This is a genomic window from Nostoc sp. (assembly GCF_036917815.1).
Lineage (GTDB): Bacteria > Cyanobacteriota > Cyanobacteriia > Cyanobacteriales > Nostocaceae > Nostoc.
This window is the reverse complement of sequence record NZ_JBALEK010000048.1, coordinates 113,389-139,390: the sequence shown is the minus strand read 5'-3', so window position 1 is coordinate 139,390 and position 26,002 is coordinate 113,389. Positions and strand designations below refer to the sequence as shown.

The following is a 26,002-nucleotide window of genomic DNA, read 5'->3' as shown; positions in this document are numbered from 1 at the left end:
ACCAGTTCCCAGCCGGAAGCTGAGATGCCAAATACTCAAGGCTTTTGATTCAACTTAACAAATTGACTATGAATTCTGAACAAGTCAAAAATTCTCTAAATATTTCCCCAGCTATACGCGTGGGAGTACTGGGTTTCGGCGGACTCGGACAAGCAGCTGCCAAGGTAGTTGCTGGCAAACAGGAAATGATTTTAGTTGCAGCAGCAGATCAAAAAGGCTACGCTTACACTGCTGACGGTTTAAATACTGAAGAATCTATTGCAACCTATCAGTCCCAAGGTTCAGTGGGTTATTTAGAGCCAATTGGTACATTAACAAATCAAAGTATTCAGGATTTAATCGAAATAGCTCAACCTGTTGATGGGTATTTTTTGGCTTTACCCAACCTACCTAATGATTTTATTCCCACTGTCGCCAAGGAGTTTATCAAATCTGGTTGGCATGGGGTACTAGTAGATGCGATTAAACGCACCACTGCTGTAGAACAACTCCTCGCAATGAAAGAGGAACTGCAAGCCGCCGGTATTACCTATATGACAGGATGTGGTGCTACGCCTGGACTGTTAACAGCAGCAGCAGCATTAGCCGCCCAAAGCTTCGCTGAAATTCATCAAGTTGAAATTACCTTTGGGGTGGGAATTGCTAATTGGGAAGCTTACCGCGCCACCGTTCGGGAGGACATCGGCCATATACCTGGTTACACAGTGGAAACTGCTAGGGCGATGACTGATGCAGAAGTAGAAGCATTACTAGATAAAACTAATGGTGTGCTTACCTTGACAAATATGGAACATGCTGACGATGTGATGTTAGAAGTAGCGGGGATAGTAGGGCGCGATCGCGTTACAGTTGGTGGTGTAGTCGATACCCGCAATTCCAAAAAGCCCATCAGCACCAATGTTAAGGTAACAGGACGTACCTTTGAAGGGAAGATTTCTACCCACACCTTTACTCTAGGAGATGAAACCAGCATGGCAGCCAATGTCTGCGGTCCGGCCTTTGGCTATCTCAAAGCTGGTAAACAATTACACCAACGCGGCATCTATGGAATATTCACTGCTGCGGAAATTATGCCTCAATTTGTTAGGTAAATAGGGGACTGGGGACTGGAGACTAGGAACTAGGGACTAGGGACTAGGGACTAGGGACTAGTTTTCTTTCCCAATCCCCAATCCCCAATCCCCTATTTATAATAGTATTTCGGTGCTGATAAATCGGAGGTAAGTGTGACCACTACCGTACACTGGCAGGAACGAGTTGGGAATCAAAGGGATTGGGTTTGGCGTGGCTGGCAAACTCGCTACACTTACATTCGCCCTAGCCAAAATCACCACAAAACAGCACCCCTAATTCTGTTACATGGCTTTGGCGCTTCCATTGGTCATTGGCGACACAATTTAGAAGTGTTGGGTGAGCATCACACAGTTTACGCCATAGATATGTTGGGTTTTGGCGCTTCTGAAAAAGCCGCAGCTAATTACAGCATCGAATTCTGGGTTGAGCAGGTTTACGACTTCTGGAAAACATTTATCCGTCAACCAGCAATATTAATAGGTAATTCCAACGGTTCACTGATTTCTATGGCCGCCGCCGCCACCCACCCCGATATGGTACAGGGTATGGTGATGATGAGTTTACCCGACCCGTCATTAGAACAAGAAGCAATTCCTCCTGTGCTGCGCCCACTCGTCACAGCAATTAAAAATATTGTTGCTTCGCCGTTGATACTGAAACCTGTGTTTAACTTCGTGCGCCGTCCTGGGGTGCTGCGTCGTTGGGCTAGTATCGCCTACGCTAACCCAGAGGCGATTACCGATGAACTCATCGAAATTCTCGCAGGGCCTCCCCAAGATCGCGGTTCTGCTAGGGCTTTTAGTGCTTTGTTCAAAGCTGCAATCGGAATTAATTTTAGTCCCAGTGTCAAGACAGTATTACCAACCTTAACAATTCCCATGCTTTTAATTTGGGGACAAAAAGATCGGTTTGTTCCCCCAGCCCTTGCTAGCCAATTTGTCCAGTACAACGAGAAATTGGAACTGCTGAATCTGGAGGATGTCGGGCATTGTCCCCATGATGAATGTCCAGAACAAGTTAACCAAGCGATTTTAGATTGGATTGAGAGATGGGTTGGCGTAGGCGTAGCGAGCCGCAGGCATCGCCAACCGTTGATTATTCCCTAATGTTCTAGTTTGGGTGCGATCGCGTCAGCACACCTAGCCAATGGTCGCTTGACTAGAGTCAACATCTATAGTGCCATTCACAGAACGCGCCACAGAAATCATCTGATTGAGTATTTCCTGACTAGGAACTTCACCTTTCAATACCACAGTGCTACCAGTTTGAGCCACCCAAAGGGTATTAACATCATCAAGTCGGGGGTCTTCATCAAATGCCAACGCTACCCGCTTTGCTAAACCACTTTGGTCATATTCTCCGCTTAATCCCAGACGTTCTGGGGGTATTGATTGCGTAGCAGTAGAAGCGTCATCAGTATTAGTATCTTGGGCTATCGCCTGTGGAGCCGGATTTACTTCTGCATTTTCAGGTTTTTCCATTCCAAATAATCTTTGTAACCAACCCATAAAAACTTTTCTCCGATTAGAGGCTTAACAAATCTGAGTATAAAAGCTTTGCAACAAAAGCTGCATCTGCCAACAAAAAGATATACATTCGATGAAATTTTTGCTTGCAGGATGATTTCTACACAAATTCTCTATTGAGAATGCAATGAGTGCAACCATTAAGTTTAAAATAAAAGGTCGCACTGATTTTTTAGTGCGGTAGTACGTCTAGCGTAGCCCTTAGCTAGTGTCTGCGTTACTCAATTCCTGCTCTAGCCTCTGTTGGCGAAGATGAAACATACCCTTTCAGTTCTCGTAGAAGATGAGGCGGGTGTTCTTTCCCGCATTTCTGGTTTATTTGCGCGTCGCGGCTTTAATATTGAAAGCCTTGCTGTTGGTCCTGCCGAACAAGGAGGAGTCTCCCGAATTACAATGGTTATACCTGGTGACGATCGCGTCATCGAGCAACTCACCAAGCAACTGTACAAATTAGTCAATGTCCTGAAAGTACAGGACATTACCGAAACCCCTTGCGTCGAGCGCGAATTGATGCTTTTGAAGGTGAATGCTAGTAGCAGCAATCGCTCAGAAGTGATCGAACTCTCTCAGATTTTCCGGGCGCGAGTCGTAGACGTGGCAGAAGATTCTCTCACCTTAGAAGTTGTGGGAGATCCAGGTAAAATGGTAGCGATCGTGCAAGTGCTGCAAAAATTTGGTTTGAGAGAAATCGCCCGCACTGGCAAAATTGCCCTAACTCGTGAGTCGGGTGTGAATACCGAGTTACTCAAATCTTTGGAAGCAAAGGTTTAGTTGGGAATTTAAATCAAGACTCAGAAATACTCAACCGCAAGCACATAAATCAAACGCCGCAGAAGTCATAGTAGCAATTGTTACTATGACTTCTCCTTAGTGACTGCATAGGTTCTTATGCAACACTGACTCCTAGCGTATAAGACAAATCATCTCTAGAGATGTTATTGGGATTAGAGAAAGTTCCGCCATCTTGAGGTAAGAAAGCATATTTACTCACTGAAATTGAGTACGTACCTGCACTGAGGAAACTGCTGATTAATGACGAACTGCTAGCGCCATTATCATCATTAGATTGCACTAAAGTCCCAGTATCGTTAAACAGTCCGAGAACTGTATCTCCAGATGTCGCTGTATTGATAGTCACAGTTCCTGGATTTGCTAAAGAAAATGTAAAAAAGTCGAAATCGGCATTGTCCCCCGGTTGAACTGTTGCAATCTGGCCTGAAAGATTAACGTTTGAGCCTGATGATAAAGAACCTAACCCTTCAGCGCTGTCTAGTGTGTTGTTTGTAGCTTCTCCAGCATCTTCTCGCTCATAGAAAAGGAAGTCATCACTATCAAGTCTGAGATTGTTTCTCCCCTGCACAACACCTATAATCTCATCTGGCTCTGATCCCGGTTTGTCTACGAATATTCGTGTGTTGGTTCCAACAACTTGCAGGCGGTAGTCTTGCAAAGGTCCTTTGAGTTCAATTCGATCTTGGCTTGAGTCGAAGTCAGTAAGAGTAGCTAAGTCCCCAAAACCAGGATTCACACTGTTGTTATCGTCGTAGAAAACATTTAGAGCGTCCCCCAGGATAAATCTATCTGCCCCAGCCCCGCCAGTTAAGGTATCAGCCTCCCCTAATCCAGGTGGAAGCAGACTACCGGGAAAATTACCGATGAGGATATCGTCTCCAGCCCCCCCATTGAGTATGTCATTGCCAGGTCCACCTTGCAGGCTATCATTGCCGTCCTCACCATTGAGGATATCATCGCCGATATTACCGTCTAGTGTGTCATCGCCTGCTCTTCCATTCAGAGTGTTGTTAAAAGTATTACCAAAGAGGAAGTTATTAAGACTGTTACCTGTCCCATTGACGGCGCTAGTTCCCGTCAGCCTCAGGTTCTCCACATTAGCACCCAGTGTGTAGGTGGCAGAAGACCGAACGATATCTGTGCCTGAATCAGCAGCCTCGGTAATGATGTCAGTATTACTGTCAACAATATAAGTGTCGTTGCCTGCTCCCCCATTCAAGCTGTCAGTACCCAAACCACCATCAAGTGTGTCATCTCCCAGTCCACCGTTTAGAAGATCATTTCCATTTCCACCATTTAGACTATCATTGCCATTTGCACCGGATAATTGGTTATTTTGGTTGTCGCCAATAATGATGTCATTTGCATTTGTGCCGATGACATTATCAAAGTTGACTACAGTAAATGGCAATGTTCCCAAAACAGGAATGTTATTGGCAGCCAAACTTTGGGTTTGCAGGTTAACGGTGATAAATACCCCAGCCAAAGATTTGGATGCATCTATAGTGTTATTGGCAACACTAGCATTAGCAATAATCTTTTCTATGTGCAAGAGTTGATCTTGCCCCAATCCCCCAGCTTTTTGAATCGTTCCGACACCTGACAAGGTAATAGTTTGACTTAGTTGACTGTAGTCTACGGTATCAACGCCATCTCCACCATCAATGTTGTCATTACCTTGACTGCCTTTGAAGGTGTCAGTGCCTGCACCACCTTTTAGAGTATCGTTTCCTGCACCTCCATCAAGTGTGTCATTGCCTACACCACCGATTAGGCTGTCATTGCCTGCACCACCAATTAGACTGTCATTACCTGCAACACCATCAAGTGTGTCATTGCCTACACCACCGATTAGAGTATCGTTTCTTGGAGTTCCCGTTGCCATATTATTTATTTATCCCGAATTTCTCACTAATATGTAAGTTCAGCCTCAGTCAAAGAACTATTCATCAGTTCAATGTAGATTACTTGCCATTTGTGTAATCTAATGTTAATAAACATTAATTATTTGATTAGGAACTTCTAAACAAAAAATATCCAACTACTTATTGTGGACTGACCCGAAAAGCCCGCTTTTGATAGTGAGCAAACGAGACAGCTACTCTACAAAATTAGATAATTTATTTCCTGAAAATCCTAATTGATTACCCAAATAGTAAGTAATTAGGCTCAATATTTTGGCTATTTTTCCCAAATTTTTTGAACTTATCTGTAACTATTTAATTACCATGAAGTACAAAGTTACATAAAATTCTTTACTGAATCTTTAAACTTTCAATAAATCCGATTCATAATACATTGATATATGTTTGTAAGCTTTAATTAAATTGCTTGCTCCAATCTACTGTTTTTTTTGGTACAAGCTGCCAATTTTTTTAGTTTAACGGTGTATTGTCGTTAACTTAGGTTTCAATATAAATTTTTTTGTTAAAAAGTATTTTTTTAATCATAAAAAATACTTTTATATTAAAAGACTATTTTAAATAGATAAGTTAAAGTAATGTATTAACCCAGAAATATTTGTGCTGGATAAAACTTAAACTTTACATAAATTTTATATAGTTATTTAGGATCGGAAAATTAGCGATACCTGGGGCGGGCTAGACCCAGGGATAAGCACAGAAAGCATTGAAACAAAGTTCAATGAGCAAAGGTATATCTGGGAGCATCCCAATTTTGCCAGAACATATTTGTCATTGCGTTCGCCCCTGACGTTCCCGTTGGCGTAGCCTCTCGTAGAGAATGGTAGCAAGCGACAGCATAGCGATCGCAATGACAATTTGTAACCTGAGTTTAATATAACTTGCACATTATAGAAACTCTAGCTGCGATTCTGATTTCTCAATTAACTTACAGCATCAATGGTAAGTTGATTGCTGCTTATCTCAACCTCATCCGGCACAATAACCAAGATATAGTCCCAGGCTTGATTAACCCTTCTCTGCGAGACGCTACGCGAACGGCTTCGCTCAGGGTTAACCTGAAATGCCCAGATGCATCTATTGAGCTTCCTGTCAACTTTCCTGATGTAGCGAAGACACCCAGATTTTTATATGGCGATCGCTTGCGTTGGCTCTCAACTGAAAGCAATACTGACTGGGGTATTGTCATTGGTCGATTTTATAGCAATGCTTGCGATCGCTGCTGCTGGAGTTGGTGGTACCTAATTTGGTTGAGCAAAAATAGCCCCAGTGCTGCTTGGACATCTGCCGATATTGCTTGGGAAGAGGATTTAGCACCAATCAGCGAGGAAACAGACTTATGAATCCTCATCCACTCAAGCAGCGAGAACAAGATTTGATGCAACTCTACATTTACTTATAGCGGTTCTCAGTTGAGTGCAATACAGACCTAACCCCCAGCCCCTTCCCTATAAGGGAAGGGGAGTAAGATTCAAAGCCTCTCTCCTTTTAGGAGAGAGGTTTGGAGAGAGGTCAAACTGTATTGCATCCAAGTGAGAACCGCTATAATATTTGAACTTTAATATTATAAAACGGTTAGCTTAAATATTAAAATCCTACGATGAAAGAACTATTTCAACATATTCATGAGGTTAAAAAATCAAAGGAGACGCGATAAATCGCCGTCTCTACAAAGGACTGATTATTGTAAAGACGGCGATTTATCGCGTCTTTGCGATCTAGGGCGTGTGATCAAAAAACCTTATCCAAACCGTATTGACTTGTGTTGTGAACAAAAATACTTGTGTTGTGAACGAAAATACTTGTTTTTTTAACGAAAGTACTTGTTTTCTGAACGAAAGCACTTGTTTTTTTAACGAAAGTACTTGTTTTCTGAACGAAAGTACTTGTGTTTTGAACGAAAGCACTTGTTTGACAAACCTCGCCCAATGATGATTTTATCAAGAGTAATGTTTAAACGACCAACAGGCGCGCGTACACTACAAAGAATATCTTCAGCTTCCGCTATTCTATTTAGTTGAGTGCAATATATTTCATGACTAACAAAGCGATTACCAAGGTTCTTCTCTGCAAACCACGCCAAATGCACTTGTAACTCACCAATTAAACCAACTCTCGCCGCAGTAAATTCTTGAATTGCCGCCTCCAACTCAGACAAAGTAGCGCGGAAAGTTTCTATATTCTGATTAGCGATATCTTCAGCAACTAATCCCTCAACTTCGGGTAAATCCTTATGTCTATTGACTATTCTGGCAACCAGGGAATCTGTGATCTTTTCCCCTAGCCCAAACAAATATACTCTGAAATGCCCAAACGCATCTACTCACATCTTGCACCTAGCCCTAGCGATTAGAAATCACGGCTATACAAACTCTCGTCCGCCTACGCGGACTAACGCAAATCAAGGCTTTTCAACCTGCGGAGGCAGGTAAAGTCTCGTGTAGCCGCGACTTCTAGGCGCCTGGTGCAAGATATAAGTCTATTGAGCTTCCAGCTAACTTTCTCGATGTAGCGAAGACACCCAGATTTTTATACTGTCAGAAATAAGGGCAAAAAATCACAAGTAATTTACCGGACATGACATAATTTTTATTTTTGTTTCAAGAATAAATAAATTTGCTTGTATCCTAATTATGAATTACAAATTATTTGGTAATAACCCAACAATCAGGAGAATCTCATGAGTTCCATCACTCAAATCCAACCTTTAGATGTACCCAGTGCGATCGCTAAACGTCGTTCTATCAAAACCTTTAAAACAGACCCCATCGCCCCAGAACTGCTCAAGCAACTGGTAGAGTTGACCGTGGCAGCGCCCAGCAGCTTTAATATTCAAGACTGGCAAATTATTCTCGTGCAAGATGAGGCGCAAAAAGCAGCCTTATCAGCAGCATCGTGGAATCAACAGCAAATTATCCAAGCACCAGTTACCTTTGTGTTTGCTGCCGATGCGAGTGCATCTGAAAAAAACTTGACCCCGATAATTGAACAGGCTCTTGCAACTGGGGCATGGAATGAAGGCACAGCGAATTATTTTAAAAGTGCTGTTCCGCAATTTCAACAGGGGCTGGGAGACAAGCAACGGGAGTATGCCATCAAAGATGCGATTATTGCTGCTACCCATTTAGTATTAGCAGCCGAAAGTCTGGGTTTATCTACCTCTTTTATGAATGGTTGGCTTGAAGACAAGGTAAAAGAAGTGATTGGTGCTGGGGATAATCCAGATTTAGCGATCGCTGTTTTAGTTCCTGTTGGCTATGCAGCTGAACCACGCTTAAATCCTGGTCGTTTGCCATTCTCCTCCAACGTCTCTGTAGACAGAATCGGTAATCCTTATGCAGGGTAGCTTTCCTAAAATAGCCTGATGGAAATAGTGAAACCCAATATCATCTTAGGTTAACGTTGGGTTTCACCTAATTCAACTAGCCTGATTATTTGGTGGTATTTGTTCCGATGGTGTTTCCGCCGGGGGAGCAAGTACCGCATCTGGAGCAATTTCTTCTACAGGAATTGGTTGTTTGTCTTCAATTTCAAAATCTGCTTGCGCTGCTTTCACAATTCAGCAGATGGGGGATGTGGTGGTATCGCTTCCGGTACAGTCTCAATTTTTGCTTCGGTGTCAGTATGCTGTCAAGGATAATCTAAAGGAGCGAGGTCATGATAACGGCTTTAAAATGCTGGGGCTAACGGCTACCCCCTTCAGAACAGATGAGAGTGAGAAGAATTTGCTAAAGTTAGTTTTTCCTGATGACATTATCTTTGTAGAACACCTGAGAAAGCTAATCGCCAAGGGAATCCTTGCTGAACCAATATTTGAAAACCTAGAAACATGGAATTAGGTTTGAGATAACAGAAGAAGCTTATACTAGTCAGGCTAGTTTTTTAGATGGAGACTCCCTACCTAAATACGGTGAAAAACCTTTTGGGTGGAAAGCATCTGGAAAACGAGTTAAACGTGGTTTGTATCAGTCTGCTGACGGGTTGCTTGTTAATGCTGACCTGAATGGCGCAGCTAATATTTTAAGAAAAGTAGCGGGAAGATTAGGTATTTTACTTGATCAACTCAGTAGACGATCAATGGCCGTCGTAGCGAGAGTTAGACTAAATTAGTCTAACTCTGTCTGTAGAATCTCAGCGTCTTTAGACCTGAGAGTGTCAACTAAATTCATTAAAGCCTTAACTTATGCTTCTTACCGAACTTATACCGCTAGTTAAAGAATTATCCCATACTGATAAACTCTTACTAATACATTTGTTGGCAGCCGAGTTGTTGAAGGAATCAAGTTTAGTTCCATTGGATGCTGAGGATAAAGTAGCTAGTCTTGGCTTATATGATTCTTTTGAGGCTGCTGCTGTTTTAGCGAAGGCATTAGCAGAAGAAAAAGCGGCAACACATGGTTGATAAAGTTAGATTTGCATTTACTGAGGTAAATCCAGAACTCGGCGCATTGAGTACGCTGCCTTATCTACCCCTAATTCTGACTTATCAGAATCGCTCTGTAAGTGTATCAGGCTTGCTAGATACTGGTTCTACTGTCAACGTATTGCCCTACGAAATCGGGTTAAGGCTGGGAGCAGTTTGGGAACGTCAAAGACTCTCCGTTCCATTGGGTGGTAATCTGGCTAGGTTTGAGGCGAGGGCATTGGTGTTGATGGCAAATATTGAACAATTTCCGACAGTAGAGCTAGTTTTTGCTTGGACAAGAGATAGAAATGCCCCATTGATTTTAGGACACATGAATTTCTTTTTAGCGTTTGATGTGTGTTTCTATCGTTCTGAATTAGCGTTTGAAATTAGCCCTAAAATAGCCTGATGGAAATAGTGAAACCCAATATCATCTTAGGTTAACGTTGGGTTTCACCTAATTCAACTAGGCTGATTATTTGGTGGTATTTGTTCCGATGGTGTTTCCGCCGGGGGAGCAAGTACCGCATCTGGAGCAATTTCTTCTACAGGAATTGGTTGTTTGTCCTCAATTTCAAAATCTGGTTGGGCTGCTTCCACCAATTCAGGAGATGGAGGATGTGGTGGAATGGCTTCCGGTATACTCTCGGTTTTCGCTTTGGTGTCAGTAGTAACTGTCTCCTCTGCTGGTTGTTCTAGTATGACAGTAGTTTTTTCGATAATCTCAATCACAGGTTGCTCTGCCAAAACAGAGGTAATGTCTTCAGGTTTGGGGGTTGTGGGTGTCTTTTTACTCACAGTCTGTTGCACCTTGTCTTTCGCGCCACTGAAGGTGCTACCAAGACCTTTTTGCAACTGGCCCAGCCGTTCCTGAAGGGACAACTTATTCACCTGTTCCTGAATGCCAATTTTCACCGTCTCAGCACTGGGTATTTGGGTTTGTTGTGCCTGCGGGGTCAATTGCCGACGTAATGATAGAGTTTGCCAGCCAAACCAGACCAAAAGAGCCACACTAGCCACATGACCCAGCAACAAACCCCCGGAAATACGTGGTGCAAACACCCATAAGACTAAGGCATAGAACAATCCTACACCACTCCAAATAAAATCATTCTTGCGGTGGATTTCTGGGAAAAAGAAAGCTGCTAGATAAATGGCTAAACTACCAACACCGACCACTAAAGCTAGGACAAATGCCAGCATTCTTTGGTTACTCCTTACTACGTCCTTTGATTATTTCAATTTTGCAAATTTTGCCAGTCAATTGTTGATTTAGACACAATTTAAAATTAATTATCTATGTTAGTTGGAGATTTTTGTCATTTATATTAAGTCTTAAGGTCTTCTTTAGGGGAGAAGGGAAAATCTCGGACTACCCTTAAAGTAAAAGGATCTGCAAGAGTTAGCCAGAAATTTTCTATGACATTACAAAGCTTTGGTGTGATTGGATTAGCCGTTATGGGTGAGAACATCGCTCTCAACGTTGAGCGCAATGGCTTCCCAATTGCAGTTTACAACCGCTCCCGCGAAAAAACGGATGCGTTTATGGCGCAGCGCGCGCCAGGAAGGAACGTCAAAGCCGCCTTTACCCTAGAAGAATTCGTTGCCTTATTGGAACGTCCCCGCAAAATTCTAGTAATGGTGCAAGCTGGTAAGCCAGTTGATGCGGTGATTGCTCAACTCAAACCCTTGTTAGAGGAAGGCGATATCATTATTGACGGTGGCAACTCTTGGTTTGAAGATACGGAACGACGCACTCAAGAATTAGAACCTGCTGGGCTTCGCTATCTTGGCATGGGTGTCAGTGGTGGTGAAGAAGGGGCGCTAAATGGCCCATCTCTGATGCCTGGGGGTACAAGAAGCTCTTACGAGTTTCTATCGCCAATTTTCAACAAAATTGCTGCCCAAGTCGATGATGGCCCTTGTGTAACCTATATTGGCCCTGGTGGTTCTGGTCACTATGTCAAAATGGTACACAACGGCATTGAGTATGGCGATATGCAGCTAATTGCTGAAGCCTACGACTTGCTGAAAAATGTCGTTGGATTAGACCATAATCAGCTACACGATGTCTTTGCTGAATGGAACACCACCGATGAACTCGATTCATTTTTGATCGAGATTACGAAGAATATCTTCCCATATATTGACCCAGAAACAAATAAACCCCTGGTGGATTTGATTGTTGACGCTGCCGGTCAAAAGGGAACTGGACGCTGGACTGTGCAAACTGCGTTGGAATTGGGAGTCGCTATTCCCACAATTACAGCAGCAGTTAATGCCCGGATTATCTCTTCGATTAAAGATGAGCGGGTAGCAGCATCGAAAGTCCTCACCGGACCCAGTGGCAAGTATGACGGGCAAACTAAGGACTTTATCAACAAAGTACGCGATGCCCTTTATTGCTCAAAAATCTGTTCTTATGCTCAAGGGATGGCATTGCTATCCACAGCTTCAAAAACATATAACTGGAATTTGGATCTGGGCGAAATGGCGCGGATTTGGAAAGGTGGTTGTATTATTCGCGCTCGCTTTTTGAATAAGATTAAGAAGGCTTTTAGCGAAAATCCAGCTTTGCCTAACTTGCTCCTCGCTCCCGAATTTAAGCAGACAATTCTCGACAGACAGACAGCTTGGCGGGAAGTGATTGCGACAGCTGCAACACTGGGAATTCCAGTACCTGCATTTAGCGCATCCTTGGATTATTTTGACAGCTATCGCCGCGATCGCTTACCCCAAAATCTAACTCAAGCCCAACGGGATTACTTCGGCGCACATACCTACCTGCGTCTTGATAAGCCCGGAACTTTCCACACCGAATGGGTACCTATTGCTGAAGCTAAAAAGTAAATTTTCACATCTCTATATCAGGATCTTGTGAAAGGTTAAAAAGTTTCAGAATATAGTTTTAAGAGTGGCTCTGAGTTTCAGAGCCACTTTCTTTTTGATGTTGAGTTAATGAAGTATTGTAAAATTTACTATAGCAGTTATCGTTTACGTGAGTTACACCCGTAGGGGCACAGCATTGCCGTGCCCCTACACCTCGTGATGTAACGTTGTACTGCATCTGAATGGGAACCGCTATATGAATAATAAAAATCACATAACTATGGGAATAAAAATAATATGATTGGAGTTGCGATCGCAGGTACTGGATTTGGTCAAAAAGTCCACATCCCTGGATTTCAAGCACATCCTCAAACTGAGGTTGTTGCTGTTTATCACCGAGATATAAATAAAGCTAAATCCATCGCCGAATCCCATAATATCCCTCACGCCTCCGATTCACTTACAGATATTGTGGCGTTATCAGAAGTGCAAGCAGTCAGCATCTCTACACCACCTTTTCTCCACTATGAAATGGCAAAAACTGTACTGGAAGCTGGGAAACATTTATTACTAGAAAAACCGACAACTTTAAATGCAGTTGAAGCTAAAGAACTTTATCAGTTAGCTAAAGAAAAAGGTGTGGTTGCGACTGTAGATTTTGAATTTCGCTTTGTACCAGCATGGCAGTTATTTGCTGAATTATTATCAGAAGACTATGTGGGTAAGTTGCGCCTAATTAAAATTGATTGGTTAGGTTCTTCTCGCGCTGATACTTCCCGCCCTTGGAATTGGTATTCTGACAAAGATAAAGGAGGCGGTGCATTAGGATCTTTAGGTTCTCACGCCTTCGATTACATTCACTGGTTATTTGGGCCAGTTCGTAGATTAAACGCCCATTTAACTACTGCTATTCCTACACGAGTTGACCCTGTTAGTGGGGAATCTAAGCCAGTGGATACAGACGACAACTGTATATTAACACTGGAATTGGCAGATGGTACACCTTGCCAACTTGCTATTAGTGCGGTTGTTCATGCAGCAAGAACCCATTGGGTAGAAGTATATGGCGATCGCGGTACATTAATTGTGGGCAGTGAAGATCAAAAAGATTATATACATGGTTTTCGGGTTTGGGGTTCCCAGCCAGGTAAACCTCGAACGGAAATAGAAATACCAAATCGGTTAATTTTTCCCAAAAATTATGCTGATGGGCGCATTTGTGCATTTATCCGTGTAGTAGACCAATGGGTACAAGGAATTGAGCGCAATCAGGAAATTATACCATCACTACGAGAAGGAATTTATTCTCAGTTGTTGATGGATTTATCTCATGAATCTGATCAAAAAGCAAGTTGGGTAGATGTTCCCAGCTTGTCAGAATTTCTTAGCAGCTAAAAAACAAATGAGCAAAACTCCCCGCATTCGTATCCCATTGGAAGTAAAGAAGTATGTTTTTCAACGTGACAAATACCAATGCCGAAGTTGTGGTAAAAGTACTGTAGAAACTAACCTCAGCATTGACCATATCATTCCCCTGGCTCGTGGTGGTCAAAACGATATCAGCAATTTACAAACTCTTTGCTTTACCTGCAATCAACAGAAAACAGACAATATTGATCCCCGTTTTCGGCGTCATTTTGATTTATAACGGTTCTCCTGTGGATGCAATAAAGCCGGGCGAATCGAATTCGCGGCGACACAAACAAAGTCCGCCTCCGCGGACTAAGGAAAAATTGAGGATTTGAAACCCACGGAGGTGGGTTTTGTCTGTGTAGACGCGGTTTCTAACCGCCCTTTTAACTGTGCCTCCCTAAATCTATCTCAATTGATTTGAGATCATGCTGACATCAACGGCTAACTTTTTGCCCAACTTAAGCAACTGAAAACATTGATTATCCCCTTCATTGTCAAGGTTAGTAATACACACTGGCGCGATCTGACTGTGCAGACAACTAAAATATAGTTCTTGCGATCGCTGTAGGGAAATGTCAATATTTAGTTGATCCCCGACATCAATCAACCGTTCCAGTAGTTGGATATCTGCATTAAAACTACCATTGGCATCGTGCAATAATTGCCAGAGCGATCGCGCAATTAATTTTTCTAACATCTGCTTCCCTTCAGGAATATTCAGCCGACAACGCAGATGTTTTGCTTCAGTTGCGATCGCTTCCAATTCTAATAGGTGACTCCAACTCTTTTGGGGATCAGCAATTTCTTGCTCAAGCGATCGCAATGTCATCAGACAACGATGCCCTAAAGCAATATCGGCTGCAACCTGCAATTCTTGGGGTACTGCGATTTCATCTCGATGAAACGCCATCAGTACGCCATAATTATCACGGTAGGCTTGGGTATACAACTGTCCTAAACGTGTCAGTGTTTCCTCACTCAGCAGCCGCATAATTCGGTGGCGTTCTTCAGCAAATAGATTTTGCAAGCTGAAAGCTTCTTCTCCAAATAGCTGTGTCATCGCCAAGATAGTCTGAGCCGCACTCGCTTGTTGCAGTGCGCCAAACAGCTTTTCTTTTAATTGGCTGTAGTCACGCCGCCCAGTAAATTGTTGAATGCCGCAATGGAAATCCCAGCCTCCCAAATGCAGAACTGCAAATACTAAATGCTCACTTTCCCAAGTAATCTCTGATACCAGCTTTAAATTTCCCACAGCCAGAGTTAGCGATCCCATCCGTTGCAGTTGGTAATCTAGCTCATTGGCAGCGTAGCAATAAACCCGCTTATGGTAACGCTGAGATTGTTGATCGGCAGCATCTTTTCTCGGCAAAGAATTGTGCGTCTCTGCTGGTTTCTGATTGCTAAATAGGGAAGTAATGGCGTAATGGGCTGCTACTTGCTTAAAGCCAAGTTGGGCGGTTAGCACCAGTTGGCGATAAATTTCGGCACCGTGTTTGAACTGATCCACATTACTGGGGGCTAAACCAAGACGCTTGACGAAGCCTTTTTCTAACTGCACACCAGCCACATCCCCTGCCAATTCCAAAGCACGGGCGGCGTAGCGCAAAATTTGCGTCCCCTCTGGACGGGAAATTTCTTCAAAAAACCAACCGCAACTAGTGAACATCAATAAAGCGTGACGCTGCATTTCCAATAGGCGGAGAGCGTCTACTTGTTCTGCGGCGGTGAGTTTGTGGGTTTGATGACGGGCGAGAAAACGGTTAACATTTGCAGCAGAGCGATCGCGCATTACTTGGATATATTCATCCCGTGCTAGCCAGGGATCGCGAAATAACTGCCTACCTTGTTCCTCATACACCTCAGTTAGCTGATCCCGCAGCCAATTTAGGGCATCCCGCAAGGGACGACGCCATTTCTGATGCCAAACACCGCCTTCCCCACCGCAACCACAGTCATCTTCCCATCTGCCGACACCGTGGGCACAACTCCAGGCGGTGACTGACTTCAATTCCACTTCCCAATCGGGAGAATTTAAGCTGAGGTAGTGAGCGAAGTTCGTCACCTTCCAACCCTGTTGGGGAAACTCTTTGGTAAAAGCGTAGGCTAAAGTTTTCTCAGTTCCCTTTTTGTGGTGTCCAAAGGTTTCCCCGTCCGTCGCCACAGAAATCAACTGTGCCAGACGATGATCCCCACGCACTGCTGAACCGATACGTCCGGCAAAATGACTCGAATTATAAACGACATCACTAAAACCCATATCCCGCGATATCGGCCCATCGTAGAAGAAGATATCAATGTAGGGTAATTCTTCTTTTCGATCTTCTTTAGGGCTAGTGGCGATCGCACTCAGAGGTGAGGATGAAGTGTCTAATGTCGGCTGCAAATAACAACGATAGGGACGGGTAGAATCAATCTGACTCCCCCCGACTTCGATCCATTCAGGATGGGGATGATCTGGAGTGGGGAGGGGACGGCAACGCAGTGCTTGAGACGGCGCAAGGATAATGAAGCGAATACCTTCAGCAACCAGAGCTTCTAGGGTGGCGTAGTCTACAGCCGTTTCTGCTAGCCACATTCCTTCGGGATCGCGGCCAAAGCGGGAGCGGAAGTCTTCTTTACCCCAGCGAATTTGGGTATATTTGTCGCGTTCGTTCGCCAGAGGCATGATGATGTGATTGTATACTTGCGCGATCGCATTGCCGTGACCATGTAAGCGATCGCTACTCTTCGTATCCGCCTCTAAAATTCGCTGATAAACCTCCACATCGTAGCGTTCTAGCCACGACATCAGCGTTGCCCCAATATTAAAGCTGAAATACTCATAATTGTTGACGATCCCCACCACTTCACCTTGGTCATTTAAGACTCTGGCAAAAGCATTTGGGCGATAGCATTCCCAATGAATCCGCTCATTCCAATCATGGAAAGGTGCAGCGCTCGGTTGGCGTTCAATTGCGTCCAGATAAGGGTTTTCCCTTGGTGGCTGGTAAAAATGACCATGCACCGTCACATAAACACCATTAGCCTTTCTCAGGGGATCGGTTTCTTTGGTGTTATTGGGATCTGAATGTAATGCTAACGTTGAGCCAGAGCTAGCTGGCATTTGGGCAGCAGAAGTCATGTATATTTATCCAAAACAAAAAACTTGCACTTGCACCGAAAACACCGTGCATAAACCTTTCTCCAATGGTTTCCGCACAAAATCCGGTATAAAAAACAACTATAGAACCCAACCAAATTTTTGACAAAGCGATTTTATTGTAGTGGGAAATCTGCGTTATTGCACAGCCCTTTCCCTGAAGGCTCAAAGTAATTAGCCATTGAACAAAGCCTCAGTTAGGGGTTTTCTCTTCTTCACCGCCAATCAAAATTTTAATTGTCTTTTAATATATTAAACCTTATTTCCGATGTAATATATTGGCACAGATTCATACTTCTACAACAAAAGATTACAATAACTCATTATATCGCAATTTTATTTTACACAACATCCGCAGCAGTGAACTGAAAGCAGTACAATCTCTGAATTGCTCTATAGACGGTTGAGAGTATCATATCGAAGTGCTGAGTACCGAGTTGTAGGAGAAATTCATGAATTGCCCCTACAACTCTCCGATAAGATACCCTCAACTTCAGACAACAAATGTCAACCAAAAACATTATTCTTTTCGTTCTATTGCTGTTTATCCCGGTTTCTCTAGCAGCCCACTTTCTGGAGTGGGGAGAATTAATAGTTTTCATTACAGCTGGATTAGCAATTTTGCCCTTAGCAGCTTGGATGGGTACAGCTACAGAAGAAATTGCTGTTGTAGTCGGGCCATCATTAGGGGGCTTATTAAACGCCACCTTTGGCAATGCTACAGAACTAATCATCGCCCTCGTAGCCCTGAACGCTGGGTTAATCGATGTAGTCAAAGCCAGTATCACGGGATCGATTATTAGCAACTTACTACTGGTAATGGGTTTTTCCATGCTTTTGGGAGGACTCCGCTACAAAGAACAGACATTTCAGCCAATTGTGGCGCGGGTGAATGCTGCTTCGATGAATTTGGCGGTGATTGCCATTTTGATGCCCACGGCGATGAATTACACTTCTCAAGGAATTAACGAAGAAACACTGCAAAATCTTTCTATTGCTGTTGCTGTAGTATTAATCTTGGTTTATGCCCTAACGCTGCTATTTTCGATGAAAACCCACTCTTATCTATATGATGTGGGTGTAGCGGAGACAGAAGAAGAGGAAACCCCTCACGCTAAACCAAATATGGTGTTGTGGGTGGGCGTGCTGCTAGTATGCACCTTGCTAGTCGCAATTGAATCAGAAATGTTGGTTGATACTTTGGAGGTGGCCACATCTCAGCTAGGTTTGACAGCGCTGTTTACAGGGGTGATTTTGGTTCCCATCGTCGGTAACGCGGCGGAACACGCCACAGCAGTCACCGTAGCGATGAAAGATAAAATGGATCTTTCCCTTTCGGTAGCTGTGGGATCAAGTATGCAGATTGCCCTATTTGTCGCACCCGTGTTGGTGATAGCAGGGCGGATAATAGGACAACCGATGGATTTGGATTTCAAACCCTTTGAATTAGTCGCTGTGGTTGTGTCAGTGTTGATTGCAAACAGTATTAGTTCCGATGGTAAGTCCAATTGGCTGGAAGGTACTTTGTTATTAGCTGCCTATACAGTATTGGGTTTTGCCTTCTACTTCCATCCAGTTATGGAAGGTATGGGGTAGTACCGCAAGGCGGAAGTTAAAAGTTAAAAGTCAAAAGTTTTGTATATAGGATTCCTATTTGATTTTTGAACAAAATTAGGTACTGTAGGGTGCGTTAGGATGAAATCCGTAACGCACCATTCGTAAAGATTTAGTGCGTTACGCTGTCGCTAACACACCCTACGTATCTTTTTGAAAATCAAATAGTAGTCCTATATCAAGGCTTTTGCAAGTTTTAAAACGGTAGCTTGATTTCCGCCATGCTGTACTAGTTAGTAGTGCGTAGGCGTAGCCCGTTGTAGACATCGCTCATAGTTTAACCCATTCGTGCAAGTCCCCACCCTTAACGCCAGTAAAATAAAGAGATATAAGAGCGATCGCCTTTATGAGCTACTGCCTTAATCCCCATTGTCCCAAGCCGGAAAATCCCGATCATGTCAAGTTTTGTGTGACTTGCGGTTCTAAGTTACTCCTCAAAGAACGTTACCGTGCTATCAAACCAATCGGACAAGGTGGTTTTGGCAAAACCTTCTTAGCTGTGGATGAGGATAAACCCTCAAAACCACGCTGCGTAATTAAGCAATTTTATCCCCAATCTCAAGGCACTAATACCCTTGCCAAAGCGGTAGAGTTATTTAACCAAGAAGCGGTGCAGTTAGATGAATTGGGTAAACATCCCCAAATTCCCGAACTACTGGCATATTTTACCCAAGAAGACCGACAGTATCTTGTACAAGAATTTATCGACGGGCACAACTTAGCCCAGGAACTAGCACATAGAGGTGCTTTTAGTGAAACGCAAATCCGGCAATTACTAAATGACTTATTATCAGTATTGCAATTTTGTCACGCTAGACACGTAATTCACCGCGATATTAAGCCAGAAAATATTATTTTACGTAGCGGTGATAGCAAACTAGTTTTAGTAGATTTTGGTGCTGCTAAATCTGCCACTGGCACTGCCTTAAATAGAACTGGTACTAGTATTGGTAGTCCCGAATATGTTGCCCCTGAACAAATGAGAGGTAGGGCTGTTTTTGCCAGCGATATTTATAGTTTGGGTGCTACTTGTATTAACTTATTAACAGTGCGATCGCCTTTCGATTCTTATGATACCAACAACGATACTTGGGTATGGCAGCAATACTTGAAAACCCCTGTTAGTCATCAGTTGAATCGCATTCTCAACAAGATGCTAGAAAGTATTCCAATTCGGCGTTATCAAACAGTAGATGAAGTTCTCAACGACTTAAATCACCAGTCACAAGTAGCAGCTACGCCAGCGATAGCGGCAAAACCGATCCCTCAATCACCACCCAAATCTCCACCAGCTTTTGTACCGAAATCTCCTAGTCAAATTGATAGGGAATTAGAGGAAATGAAAACCCAATTTTTGGGTAGCAGCAAACCTCAACCAAATAAAATACAGCCACCAAACCCCACATCTCAAACTCCTAGTACAAATAAAATAGATGAAGAATTAGAAGAATTAAAAGCCAAATTTCTTGGGAATAACAATCCCTAAAAATACACTATGACCTATATCCTCGAAAGCTACGGTGTACACATAATTCCTAAAAACCTAGTTTTGTAAGGTGTGTTATGCCGTAGGCTAACGCACCATCCCAGATTTTTGGTGTGTGATATTTAATCCCTAGATTTGGGAATAATACTAGTGTCATCAGCTTTTATAAACCAATGCTCAATTTAATGTTTGCTTTTGGATACTCCAGCCTTGGTTATATACTTTATAATTCTGGCGACTATCAAGGAGCCATTGAAAATTATAGTCAGGCAATTTTACAAAATTCAGAGGATTGGATATCATATTTTAGTCGTGGTGTGGCTCGTTCACTGACAAAAGATTACCAAAATGCAATTGAAGACTTTAATGTAACAATCCGGCTGAGTCCTCAATATGCTCAGGCTTATGCTGAACGCGGTGTTGCTCGTGCAGCAATCGGCGACAATCAAAGTGCAATTGAAGATTGTCATCGGGCGATTCAATTAGATCCGCAATATGTACGAGCCTATTTTGGACGAGGTGCAGCGCATTTTTACTCTGGTAACTATCAAGGTGCGCTAGAAGACTTCAACCTGATCGCCAGCATAGAACGTTCTGCTATTTCTTACTACAATTTGGGCATTTTGCAATATTCTCAGAGTATTAATAGTCAAGCCATTAAGCACTTAACCAAGGCTCTTTATGTAGATCCCAATTTAACGGCTGCTTATTATGTGCGAGGTAATGCGTGTTATGACTTAGGAGATCAGCAAGGTGCATTTGCAGATTTCACTGAAGCAAAGCACATTGAAGCAGTAGGTGCAGGTGAAATATATTCTGAGGATGAATTTGCTTTCTACGCCAGGGGTTTGGCTCGCCATCGCTTAGGTAATCGGGAAGAAGCGATCGCTGATCTCCAAGAATCAGCCCAAATTGCTTTAAAGCATCAAAACACAATATTTCACCAAAAGGCGATCAACTTCATGAGCGAAATTCAGTCTTAAGTAAGGGATTTCCAATAAATAAATTATCCAAAAAAACGTAGACGCTGCATCGGCTTGCCGCAGGCTACCACAGAGACAAGGCAGCGCGGTCTTCTCCCTTGGCGCTAGCCTCTCCCAATGTGAGAAGGGGAGACGCTAAGAGCGATAGCGCCGGCGGCAAGCGAGTCCGCGTACCCTTACAGGGAAGCAAGCTACGTTTTTAGCGTCTCGTAGAGAGCGTCTGGGGGTTTCCCCCATGAGCGACTGCCGCGCAGAGAACACAGAGAGAAGAGAAATAGAGAGGATTTTTGCGTCAGTTTTGGGATATTTTTTTATTTGTCAGTCCCTAAGTCGGCATGAATAAATCATTTGTTTCCTTGCGAATGAATAATCCAGTTATACTTGTTGCCCGACGACGTTGGACAATTAGTGGTTGGCATCCTCCTGATGATTAATTTCAAGAGTTTGTCAGCATCTGTAATCCAGATTATCTGGATCTGTAGCTAAAATCAATATGAAAGCGATCGCTATTTCAACTAAAAATATCAGCTAAAAACCCTATACTTAGAGGTGCAGCAATGGTACAACAAGTCACACCAGAAACCACCATCGAAGTCATCTATCCGGAAAGCGACGGACAGCCAATGGCGGATAATACAGAACAATTTGCATGGATTGTCAAAATTAAAGAAAATTTAGAAATCTTATTTCCATCGCCAGCTGATGTATTTATCGCCGGAGATTTGTTTTGGTATCCACTTCAAGGAAATCCTAATATTAAACAAGCGCCAGATACGATGGTAGTTTTTGGCAGACCAAAAGGCAAACGGGGTTCCTATTTACAGTGGAATGAAGAAAATATACCACCACAGGTAGTATTTGAAATTCTATCGCCAGGTAACACCCTCAAAGAAATGACCAAGAAATTGCATTTTTACCAGCGTTATGGTGTGGAAGAATATTATATTTATGATCCCGATAAGAATGATTTAAATGGCTTGCTCCGTTCTGAGGATAGTTTTGAAGTCATCGAAGAGATGAATGGCTGGGTAAGTCCGCGTTTAGGAATCCGTTTTACACTAACACCGGATACCCTGGAAATTGTTTCTTCCACCGGACAAAAGTTTTTGAGCACCGGAGAAATTGACCAGTTACGGGAACAAGAACGCCAACGTGCAGAACGGGAACGTCAAGCAAAGGAAGCGGCTTTACAAGAATTAGAAGCGGCTTCACAAGAAAAGGAAGCGGCTTTACAAGAATTAGAAAAAGAGCGCGATCGCTATCAAGAATTGTTAGCTAAACTCCAAGAAAAGGGAATTGACACAGATAATTTGTAATTGCTGCTATTGATGGTGCGTTATACTGTCACTCCTGGCTATGTCTAAAATACCATACTTGTTGATGCATCCTAGTGGCGTGACAAGGCTAAAATGTTGCAAAAAAATTGCTTGGTTGGGGAGCCACTGCGTTGCGCGGGTTTCCCGCGTTGTCGCAAGTGGCGTTGGAGGCTTTGCCAAAGCCAACATCCTGATATATGTTGAGTTGCGCTCCGCTCCACCCAACCTACGTCTAAAATAGCCTACTTGTTGATGCGTCCTAGCGCTGATGCTGGTGGATACTTATGAGATGGGAATTAAAAATTTAACTATGGAACAACAACCGATACAAGTAATTGGAGGTGGACTAGCTGGAACAGAAGCAGCTTGGCAAATCGCCCAAGCTGGAGTACCAGTAATTCTGCATGAAATGCGTCCAAAGCGATTTAGTCCGGCTCATCATACAGAACATTTGGCAGAATTAGTGTGTAGTAATTCCTTTGGGGCAATGGCAAGCGATCGCGCCACTGGATTATTGCACGAAGAATTACGCCAACTGGGTTCTATCGTCATCTCCAAAGCTGATGAACACGCCGTCCCTGCTGGTGGGGCGCTAGCGGTAGACAGGGGACAATTTGGCCAAGACTTGACTCAAACTTTAGCACATCATCCTTTAATTGAATTCCGCCGGGGTGAAGTGTCTGCGATTCCTGAAGGAATTGTGGTTTTGGCCACTGGGCCTTTAACTAGCCCCGATTTAGCCGAAGATTTGCACCGCTTTACGGGGATGGAATACCTCAGCTTTTTTGATGCAGCTAGCCCGATTATTGTGGGAGAATCGATTAACCGTGACGTTGCTTTTATGGCATCACGTTATGACAAAGGTGAAGCCGCTTATCTCAACTGCCCAATGAATAAAGAGCAGTACTTGCACTTTCGGGAAGAACTCTGTAAAGCTGAACAAATAGAACTTAAGGGTTTTGAACGGGAAACGGCGAAATTTTTTGAAGCCTGTCTACCCATAGAAGAACTAGCGCATCGCGGGGAAGATACCATGCGTTACGGCCCCCTCAAGCCAGTGGGATTGTCAGATGCTCGCACCGGAGAACGTTATTATGCTGTGGTGCAGTTGCGACAAGAAGATAAAGCCGGTCAACTGTGGAATATGGTAGGATTTCAAACTAATCTGCGTTGGGGTGAGCAAAAGCGCATATTTCAGTTAATTCCCAGTTTGGAAAAGGCAGAGTTTGTGCGACTGGGAGTGATGCACCGCAACACTTTTATTAATGCTCCCCAGTTAATGCATCCTACCTTGCAATTTAAAGAGCGTCCGACATTGTTAGCGGCGGGACAATTGATTGGTACTGAAGGCTACACGGCGGCGGCGGCGGGTGGTTGCTTGGCGGGAATTAATGCAGCAAGATTAGCTTTGGGTAAAGAACCTTTGGTTTTACCACCAACAACAATGATGGGTGCGTTATTGGAATTTATTAGTTCCGCTTCGCCGAAGCATTTTCAACCAATGCCGCCTAACTTTGGGATTTTTCCCGATTTAGGAGTGAAAATCAAAAGTAAACCGGAGCGTTATGGACGTTACCGCGATCGCTCTTTAGCTGATTTGGCAAACTGGAAAGCTGATAATTAATGGGAATTGGGCACTTGTACTGAGCGTAGCCGTTGGCGCAGCCTCTCGTAGAGAAGTATAGGGCATGGGGCATGGGGCATGGGGCAGAAAAAAATTCTTTAATTTTGAATGCGTGAATTTTGAATTGATTTCTCCCCACTCCGTATCTATTCTTTAATCAGATTTTGGGAATAATCCTCATAGTGTTTGAAAGCATCTTTGTGGTTGGGCTACACACTATGAGAGGGCGATTTCTTGAAAAAAAGCAGATTTATTACACTTTATTGGTTGCATTTTGCTGCATTTTGTGGATATGTTTGGCATTCATTCCAGCCCAGGCAACATCCACAGGCTCTATTGATACTCTGCGACAACAGCAGCAACAAATGAACCAGCAACATCAGGGTGTAGTTAACGAACGCGATCGCTTAACTAATCTTCAACAAGAGGCCCAAAAAAACCTCACTGGTTTAAAGCAAAATGTGCAAACTACAGATGGCTACATTCAAGAGAGCGAATCACGATTACAAGTCGCTACCCAACGCCTTCAGCAGTTAGAAGCTGATTTAGCTGTGGCGGAAAGTTCATATCAGGAGCGTCAAGTAGCAACAGTAGCACGATTGCGTTATCTCCAGCGATCGCCAACTTCTGTGGGATGGGCAGTTTTGCTCGAAAGTGAAAATATTAGCGACTTTTTCAGCCGTCGTCATCAGTTGAAGTTAGTGTATCAGGCAGACGAGCAAATTTTGGTAAAACTCAACACCCAAGCAAACCTGATCAATAAACAGAAGACAGAATTAGAACAGCAAAAAAACGAAATTGCTTTGATTCGTGAGCAACTCTTAGCAGAAAAAGCCGATTATCAAACCCAAGCGCAATCGCAATCAGAATTGATTCTACGCCTCAATAGCGATCGCCTCGCCCTAGAAGCGGCGCAAAACCAGCTAGAGAGAGATTCCAAAAATCTGGAAATATTGATTCAACAAAAGGTAGCAGAAAGCAGAGCAACAGAATCGGCGCAAACAAAAACCAATAGCCGAACAAGTGCGATCATTCGGGGAACAGGTGTAATGGCATATCCTAGCGATGCTCCTACCAGCAGTCCCTTCGGCTGGCGGATACACCCAATCCTTGGCTATCGTCGCTTTCACGCCGGGTTAGATTTTGCCGCTAGCTATGGTAGTACAATTCGGGCAGCCGATTCGGGCAGAGTGATTTTTGCTGGATGGTATGGTGGTTATGGTAGAGCTTTAATTATCGACCACGGCAATGGCATAACGACATTGTACGGACATACCAGTGGGTTGTATGTTACCGAAGGACAAGCAGTTGAACGCGGACAAGCGATCGGTGCTGTCGGTTCTACAGGTTTCTCAACTGGCCCTCACCTCCACTTTGAAGTGCGTCGAAATGGTACACCGGTAGATCCAGCTAATTATCTTTAAGCCACAAAGCAAGTTTTTTCAGGCTGCAAATTCTATCCTAGACGTGTTATAATGCTGAAGACTAAGGGCGCGTAGCTCAGTGGATAGAGCAACAGATTCCGGTTCTGTGGGTCGGGGGTTCAAATCCCTCCGCGCTCGTTACCTTTACAACACTAATCGCAAAATCGAAGGGTTATTTTCTCTCAAGGGATAAACCCAATTTACCCTATGAAAGGAAATGAGGGTGGATAGATGGGATATAAAAAAATTATAATTAATGCCTATTAATATAATTTTGGATTACGGTTTATCTATAAAAACTGTCTTTGATAATTCCTAAGAACTTACTAGACAAGGGATTTCAGTTATCTTTGCTAGGACTTACGCAAACAATAGCTGAAACCCTTATTTTCCGGTAGGGGCAATTCATGAATTGCCCCTACCGCGTGTAGTTTTGCGTAAGTCCTATTTGCTTA

At 43.4% G+C, this 26,002-nt stretch carries 24 protein-coding genes, 1 tRNA gene and 1 pseudogene; 19 read left to right on the top strand and 7 right to left on the bottom strand.

Annotated elements, in window-relative coordinates:
- Window positions 1-68: 68 nt before the first annotated feature.
- A complete protein-coding gene (gene bioU / locus V7K97_RS14380) occupies window positions 69-1,091 on the top strand; it encodes a (S)-8-amino-7-oxononanoate synthase BioU (protein ID WP_334801708.1) in 1,023 nt (340 codons plus the stop codon).
- A 135-nt stretch (window positions 1,092-1,226) separates the two neighbouring features.
- Window positions 1,227-2,180 carry an alpha/beta fold hydrolase gene (locus V7K97_RS14375; protein ID WP_334801707.1) on the top strand — a complete coding sequence of 318 codons (954 nt, stop codon included), beginning with the start codon at window positions 1,227-1,229 and terminating at the stop codon, window positions 2,178-2,180.
- Window positions 2,181-2,213: 33 nt separating this feature from the next.
- Here V7K97_RS14375 and V7K97_RS14370 read toward each other — a convergent pair whose 3' ends face one another.
- Window positions 2,214-2,582 carry a phospholipid-binding protein gene (locus tag V7K97_RS14370; protein WP_334801706.1) on the bottom strand — a complete coding sequence of 123 codons (369 nt, stop codon included), beginning with the start codon at window positions 2,580-2,582 and terminating at the stop codon, window positions 2,214-2,216.
- A 270-nt stretch (window positions 2,583-2,852) separates the two neighbouring features.
- Here V7K97_RS14370 and ilvN point away from each other — a divergent pair, with 270 nt between their 5' ends.
- Window positions 2,853-3,371 (top strand): acetolactate synthase small subunit, encoded by a 519-nt coding sequence (gene ilvN / locus V7K97_RS14365; protein ID WP_292771441.1) that lies wholly within the window; start codon window positions 2,853-2,855, stop codon window positions 3,369-3,371.
- A gap of 115 nt (window positions 3,372-3,486) precedes the next feature.
- Here the strand turns inward: ilvN and V7K97_RS14360 are convergent, their stop codons facing one another.
- Window positions 3,487-5,277 carry a calcium-binding protein gene (locus tag V7K97_RS14360; protein ID WP_334801705.1) on the bottom strand — a complete coding sequence of 597 codons (1,791 nt, stop codon included), beginning with the start codon at window positions 5,275-5,277 and terminating at the stop codon, window positions 3,487-3,489.
- Window positions 5,278-6,195: 918 nt separating this feature from the next.
- On the opposite strand from V7K97_RS14360, the gene V7K97_RS14355 reads away from it, so the two are divergent.
- Window positions 6,196-6,657 carry a hypothetical protein gene (locus V7K97_RS14355; RefSeq protein ID WP_334801704.1) on the top strand — a complete coding sequence of 154 codons (462 nt, stop codon included), beginning with the start codon at window positions 6,196-6,198 and terminating at the stop codon, window positions 6,655-6,657.
- A 388-nt stretch (window positions 6,658-7,045) separates the two neighbouring features.
- On the opposite strand, the gene V7K97_RS32040 is transcribed toward V7K97_RS14355, so the two are convergent.
- Window positions 7,046-7,243 carry a hypothetical protein gene (locus tag V7K97_RS32040; protein WP_442936905.1) on the bottom strand — a complete coding sequence of 66 codons (198 nt, stop codon included), beginning with the start codon at window positions 7,241-7,243 and terminating at the stop codon, window positions 7,046-7,048.
- Window positions 7,167-7,607, bottom strand: coding sequence for a hypothetical protein (locus V7K97_RS14350; RefSeq protein WP_334801703.1), 441 nt, complete (start codon window positions 7,605-7,607; stop codon window positions 7,167-7,169). The genes V7K97_RS32040 and V7K97_RS14350 overlap by 77 nt, the downstream gene beginning before the upstream one ends.
- Before the next feature lie 387 nt (window positions 7,608-7,994).
- On the opposite strand from V7K97_RS14350, the gene V7K97_RS14345 reads away from it, so the two are divergent.
- The gene (locus tag V7K97_RS14345; protein WP_334801702.1) at window positions 7,995-8,660 is read left to right on the top strand and encodes a nitroreductase family protein; all 666 of its coding nucleotides are present in this window, start codon (window positions 7,995-7,997) and stop codon (window positions 8,658-8,660) included.
- Between the two features lie 72 nt (window positions 8,661-8,732).
- Here the strand turns inward: V7K97_RS14345 and V7K97_RS14340 are convergent.
- Window positions 8,733-8,935, bottom strand: a pseudogene (locus tag V7K97_RS14340) (Ycf66 family protein); the annotation flags it as partial.
- Here V7K97_RS14340 and V7K97_RS14335 point away from each other — a divergent pair.
- From V7K97_RS14335 to V7K97_RS14320, 3 genes are all read left to right on the top strand, one after another.
- The gene (locus tag V7K97_RS14335) at window positions 8,890-9,153 is read left to right on the top strand and encodes a hypothetical protein (RefSeq protein ID WP_334801701.1); all 264 of its coding nucleotides are present in this window, start codon (window positions 8,890-8,892) and stop codon (window positions 9,151-9,153) included. The pseudogene V7K97_RS14340 and the gene V7K97_RS14335 overlap by 46 nt on opposite strands.
- Before the next feature lie 344 nt (window positions 9,154-9,497).
- The gene (locus V7K97_RS14325) at window positions 9,498-9,716 is read left to right on the top strand and encodes a hypothetical protein (RefSeq protein WP_334801700.1); all 219 of its coding nucleotides are present in this window, start codon (window positions 9,498-9,500) and stop codon (window positions 9,714-9,716) included.
- Complete coding sequence (locus V7K97_RS14320; RefSeq protein ID WP_334801699.1) at window positions 9,709-10,128, top strand: hypothetical protein; 420 nt, start codon at window positions 9,709-9,711, stop codon at window positions 10,126-10,128. The genes V7K97_RS14325 and V7K97_RS14320 overlap by 8 nt, the downstream gene beginning before the upstream one ends.
- Before the next feature lie 53 nt (window positions 10,129-10,181).
- Here the strand turns inward: V7K97_RS14320 and V7K97_RS14315 are convergent, their stop codons facing one another.
- Window positions 10,182-10,922 carry a Ycf66 family protein gene (locus V7K97_RS14315; RefSeq protein ID WP_334801698.1) on the bottom strand — a complete coding sequence of 247 codons (741 nt, stop codon included), beginning with the start codon at window positions 10,920-10,922 and terminating at the stop codon, window positions 10,182-10,184.
- A gap of 216 nt (window positions 10,923-11,138) precedes the next feature.
- On the opposite strand from V7K97_RS14315, the gene gndA reads away from it, so the two are divergent.
- From gndA to V7K97_RS14300, 3 genes are all read left to right on the top strand, one after another.
- On the top strand, window positions 11,139-12,569 hold the full coding sequence (gndA, locus tag V7K97_RS14310; RefSeq protein ID WP_334801697.1) for an NADP-dependent phosphogluconate dehydrogenase: 1,431 nt from the start codon (window positions 11,139-11,141) through the stop codon (window positions 12,567-12,569).
- Window positions 12,570-12,845: 276 nt separating this feature from the next.
- Window positions 12,846-13,943: a Gfo/Idh/MocA family protein gene (locus tag V7K97_RS14305; RefSeq protein ID WP_334801696.1), complete on the top strand. Its 1,098-nt coding sequence runs from the start codon at window positions 12,846-12,848 to the stop codon at window positions 13,941-13,943.
- A 7-nt stretch (window positions 13,944-13,950) separates the two neighbouring features.
- Window positions 13,951-14,196: an HNH endonuclease gene (locus V7K97_RS14300; protein WP_334801695.1), complete on the top strand. Its 246-nt coding sequence runs from the start codon at window positions 13,951-13,953 to the stop codon at window positions 14,194-14,196.
- 168 nt (window positions 14,197-14,364) lie between these two features.
- Here V7K97_RS14300 and V7K97_RS14295 read toward each other — a convergent pair whose 3' ends face one another.
- Window positions 14,365-17,082 carry a DUF3536 domain-containing protein gene (locus V7K97_RS14295; RefSeq protein WP_334801694.1) on the bottom strand — a complete coding sequence of 906 codons (2,718 nt, stop codon included), beginning with the start codon at window positions 17,080-17,082 and terminating at the stop codon, window positions 14,365-14,367.
- A 522-nt stretch (window positions 17,083-17,604) separates the two neighbouring features.
- Here V7K97_RS14295 and cax point away from each other — a divergent pair.
- The 8 genes from cax (at window position 17,605) to V7K97_RS14255 (ending at window position 25,685) form a co-directional block, all read left to right on the top strand.
- A complete protein-coding gene (cax, locus tag V7K97_RS14290) occupies window positions 17,605-18,696 on the top strand; it encodes a calcium/proton exchanger (protein ID WP_334801693.1) in 1,092 nt (363 codons plus the stop codon).
- Between the two features lie 364 nt (window positions 18,697-19,060).
- A complete protein-coding gene (locus V7K97_RS14285; protein WP_334801692.1) occupies window positions 19,061-20,200 on the top strand; it encodes a protein kinase domain-containing protein in 1,140 nt (379 codons plus the stop codon).
- A gap of 173 nt (window positions 20,201-20,373) precedes the next feature.
- A complete protein-coding gene (locus V7K97_RS14280; protein ID WP_334801691.1) occupies window positions 20,374-21,183 on the top strand; it encodes a tetratricopeptide repeat protein in 810 nt (269 codons plus the stop codon).
- A gap of 557 nt (window positions 21,184-21,740) precedes the next feature.
- Window positions 21,741-22,499 carry a Uma2 family endonuclease gene (locus tag V7K97_RS14275; RefSeq protein WP_334801690.1) on the top strand — a complete coding sequence of 253 codons (759 nt, stop codon included), beginning with the start codon at window positions 21,741-21,743 and terminating at the stop codon, window positions 22,497-22,499.
- 40 nt (window positions 22,500-22,539) lie between these two features.
- On the top strand, window positions 22,540-22,740 hold the full coding sequence (locus V7K97_RS14270) for a hypothetical protein (RefSeq protein ID WP_334801689.1): 201 nt from the start codon (window positions 22,540-22,542) through the stop codon (window positions 22,738-22,740).
- Window positions 22,741-22,809: 69 nt separating this feature from the next.
- Window positions 22,810-24,123, top strand: a complete 1,314-nt coding sequence (trmFO, locus tag V7K97_RS14265) for an FADH(2)-oxidizing methylenetetrahydrofolate--tRNA-(uracil(54)-C(5))-methyltransferase TrmFO (protein ID WP_334801688.1) — start codon at window positions 22,810-22,812, stop codon at window positions 24,121-24,123.
- A gap of 218 nt (window positions 24,124-24,341) precedes the next feature.
- On the top strand, window positions 24,342-25,547 hold the full coding sequence (locus tag V7K97_RS14260; RefSeq protein WP_334801687.1) for a murein hydrolase activator EnvC family protein: 1,206 nt from the start codon (window positions 24,342-24,344) through the stop codon (window positions 25,545-25,547).
- A gap of 65 nt (window positions 25,548-25,612) precedes the next feature.
- Window positions 25,613-25,685 (top strand) — tRNA-Arg (locus tag V7K97_RS14255).
- Window positions 25,686-26,002: the final 317 nt, after the last annotated feature.

Excerpts from the sequence above, each read along its gene's own strand:
- V7K97_RS14315 (WP_334801698.1), bottom strand. The coding sequence starts at position 10,922 with ATGCTGGCATTTGTCCTAGCTTTAGTGGTCGGTGTTGGTAGTTTAGCC.
- V7K97_RS14280 (WP_334801691.1), top strand. The coding sequence starts at position 20,374 with ATGCTCAATTTAATGTTTGCTTTTGGATACTCCAGCCTTGGTTATATA.
- V7K97_RS14360 (WP_334801705.1), bottom strand. The coding sequence starts at position 5,277 with ATGGCAACGGGAACTCCAAGAAACGATACTCTAATCGGTGGTGTAGGC.
- trmFO (WP_334801688.1), top strand. The coding sequence starts at position 22,810 with ATGGAACAACAACCGATACAAGTAATTGGAGGTGGACTAGCTGGAACA.
- ilvN (WP_292771441.1), top strand. The coding sequence starts at position 2,853 with ATGAAACATACCCTTTCAGTTCTCGTAGAAGATGAGGCGGGTGTTCTT.
- V7K97_RS14325 (WP_334801700.1), top strand. The coding sequence starts at position 9,498 with ATGCTTCTTACCGAACTTATACCGCTAGTTAAAGAATTATCCCATACT.
- V7K97_RS14275 (WP_334801690.1), top strand. The coding sequence starts at position 21,741 with ATGGTACAACAAGTCACACCAGAAACCACCATCGAAGTCATCTATCCG.
- V7K97_RS14320 (WP_334801699.1), top strand. The coding sequence starts at position 9,709 with ATGGTTGATAAAGTTAGATTTGCATTTACTGAGGTAAATCCAGAACTC.
- V7K97_RS14285 (WP_334801692.1), top strand. The coding sequence starts at position 19,061 with ATGAGCTACTGCCTTAATCCCCATTGTCCCAAGCCGGAAAATCCCGAT.
- V7K97_RS14305 (WP_334801696.1), top strand. The coding sequence starts at position 12,846 with ATGATTGGAGTTGCGATCGCAGGTACTGGATTTGGTCAAAAAGTCCAC.
- V7K97_RS14370 (WP_334801706.1), bottom strand. The coding sequence starts at position 2,582 with ATGGGTTGGTTACAAAGATTATTTGGAATGGAAAAACCTGAAAATGCA.
- gndA (WP_334801697.1), top strand. The coding sequence starts at position 11,139 with ATGACATTACAAAGCTTTGGTGTGATTGGATTAGCCGTTATGGGTGAG.
- V7K97_RS14260 (WP_334801687.1), top strand. The coding sequence starts at position 24,342 with ATGAGAGGGCGATTTCTTGAAAAAAAGCAGATTTATTACACTTTATTG.
- V7K97_RS14345 (WP_334801702.1), top strand. The coding sequence starts at position 7,995 with ATGAGTTCCATCACTCAAATCCAACCTTTAGATGTACCCAGTGCGATC.
- V7K97_RS14295 (WP_334801694.1), bottom strand. The coding sequence starts at position 17,082 with ATGACTTCTGCTGCCCAAATGCCAGCTAGCTCTGGCTCAACGTTAGCA.
- cax (WP_334801693.1), top strand. The coding sequence starts at position 17,605 with ATGTCAACCAAAAACATTATTCTTTTCGTTCTATTGCTGTTTATCCCG.
- bioU (WP_334801708.1), top strand. The coding sequence starts at position 69 with ATGAATTCTGAACAAGTCAAAAATTCTCTAAATATTTCCCCAGCTATA.
- V7K97_RS14300 (WP_334801695.1), top strand. The coding sequence starts at position 13,951 with ATGAGCAAAACTCCCCGCATTCGTATCCCATTGGAAGTAAAGAAGTAT.
- V7K97_RS14270 (WP_334801689.1), top strand. The coding sequence starts at position 22,540 with ATGTCTAAAATACCATACTTGTTGATGCATCCTAGTGGCGTGACAAGG.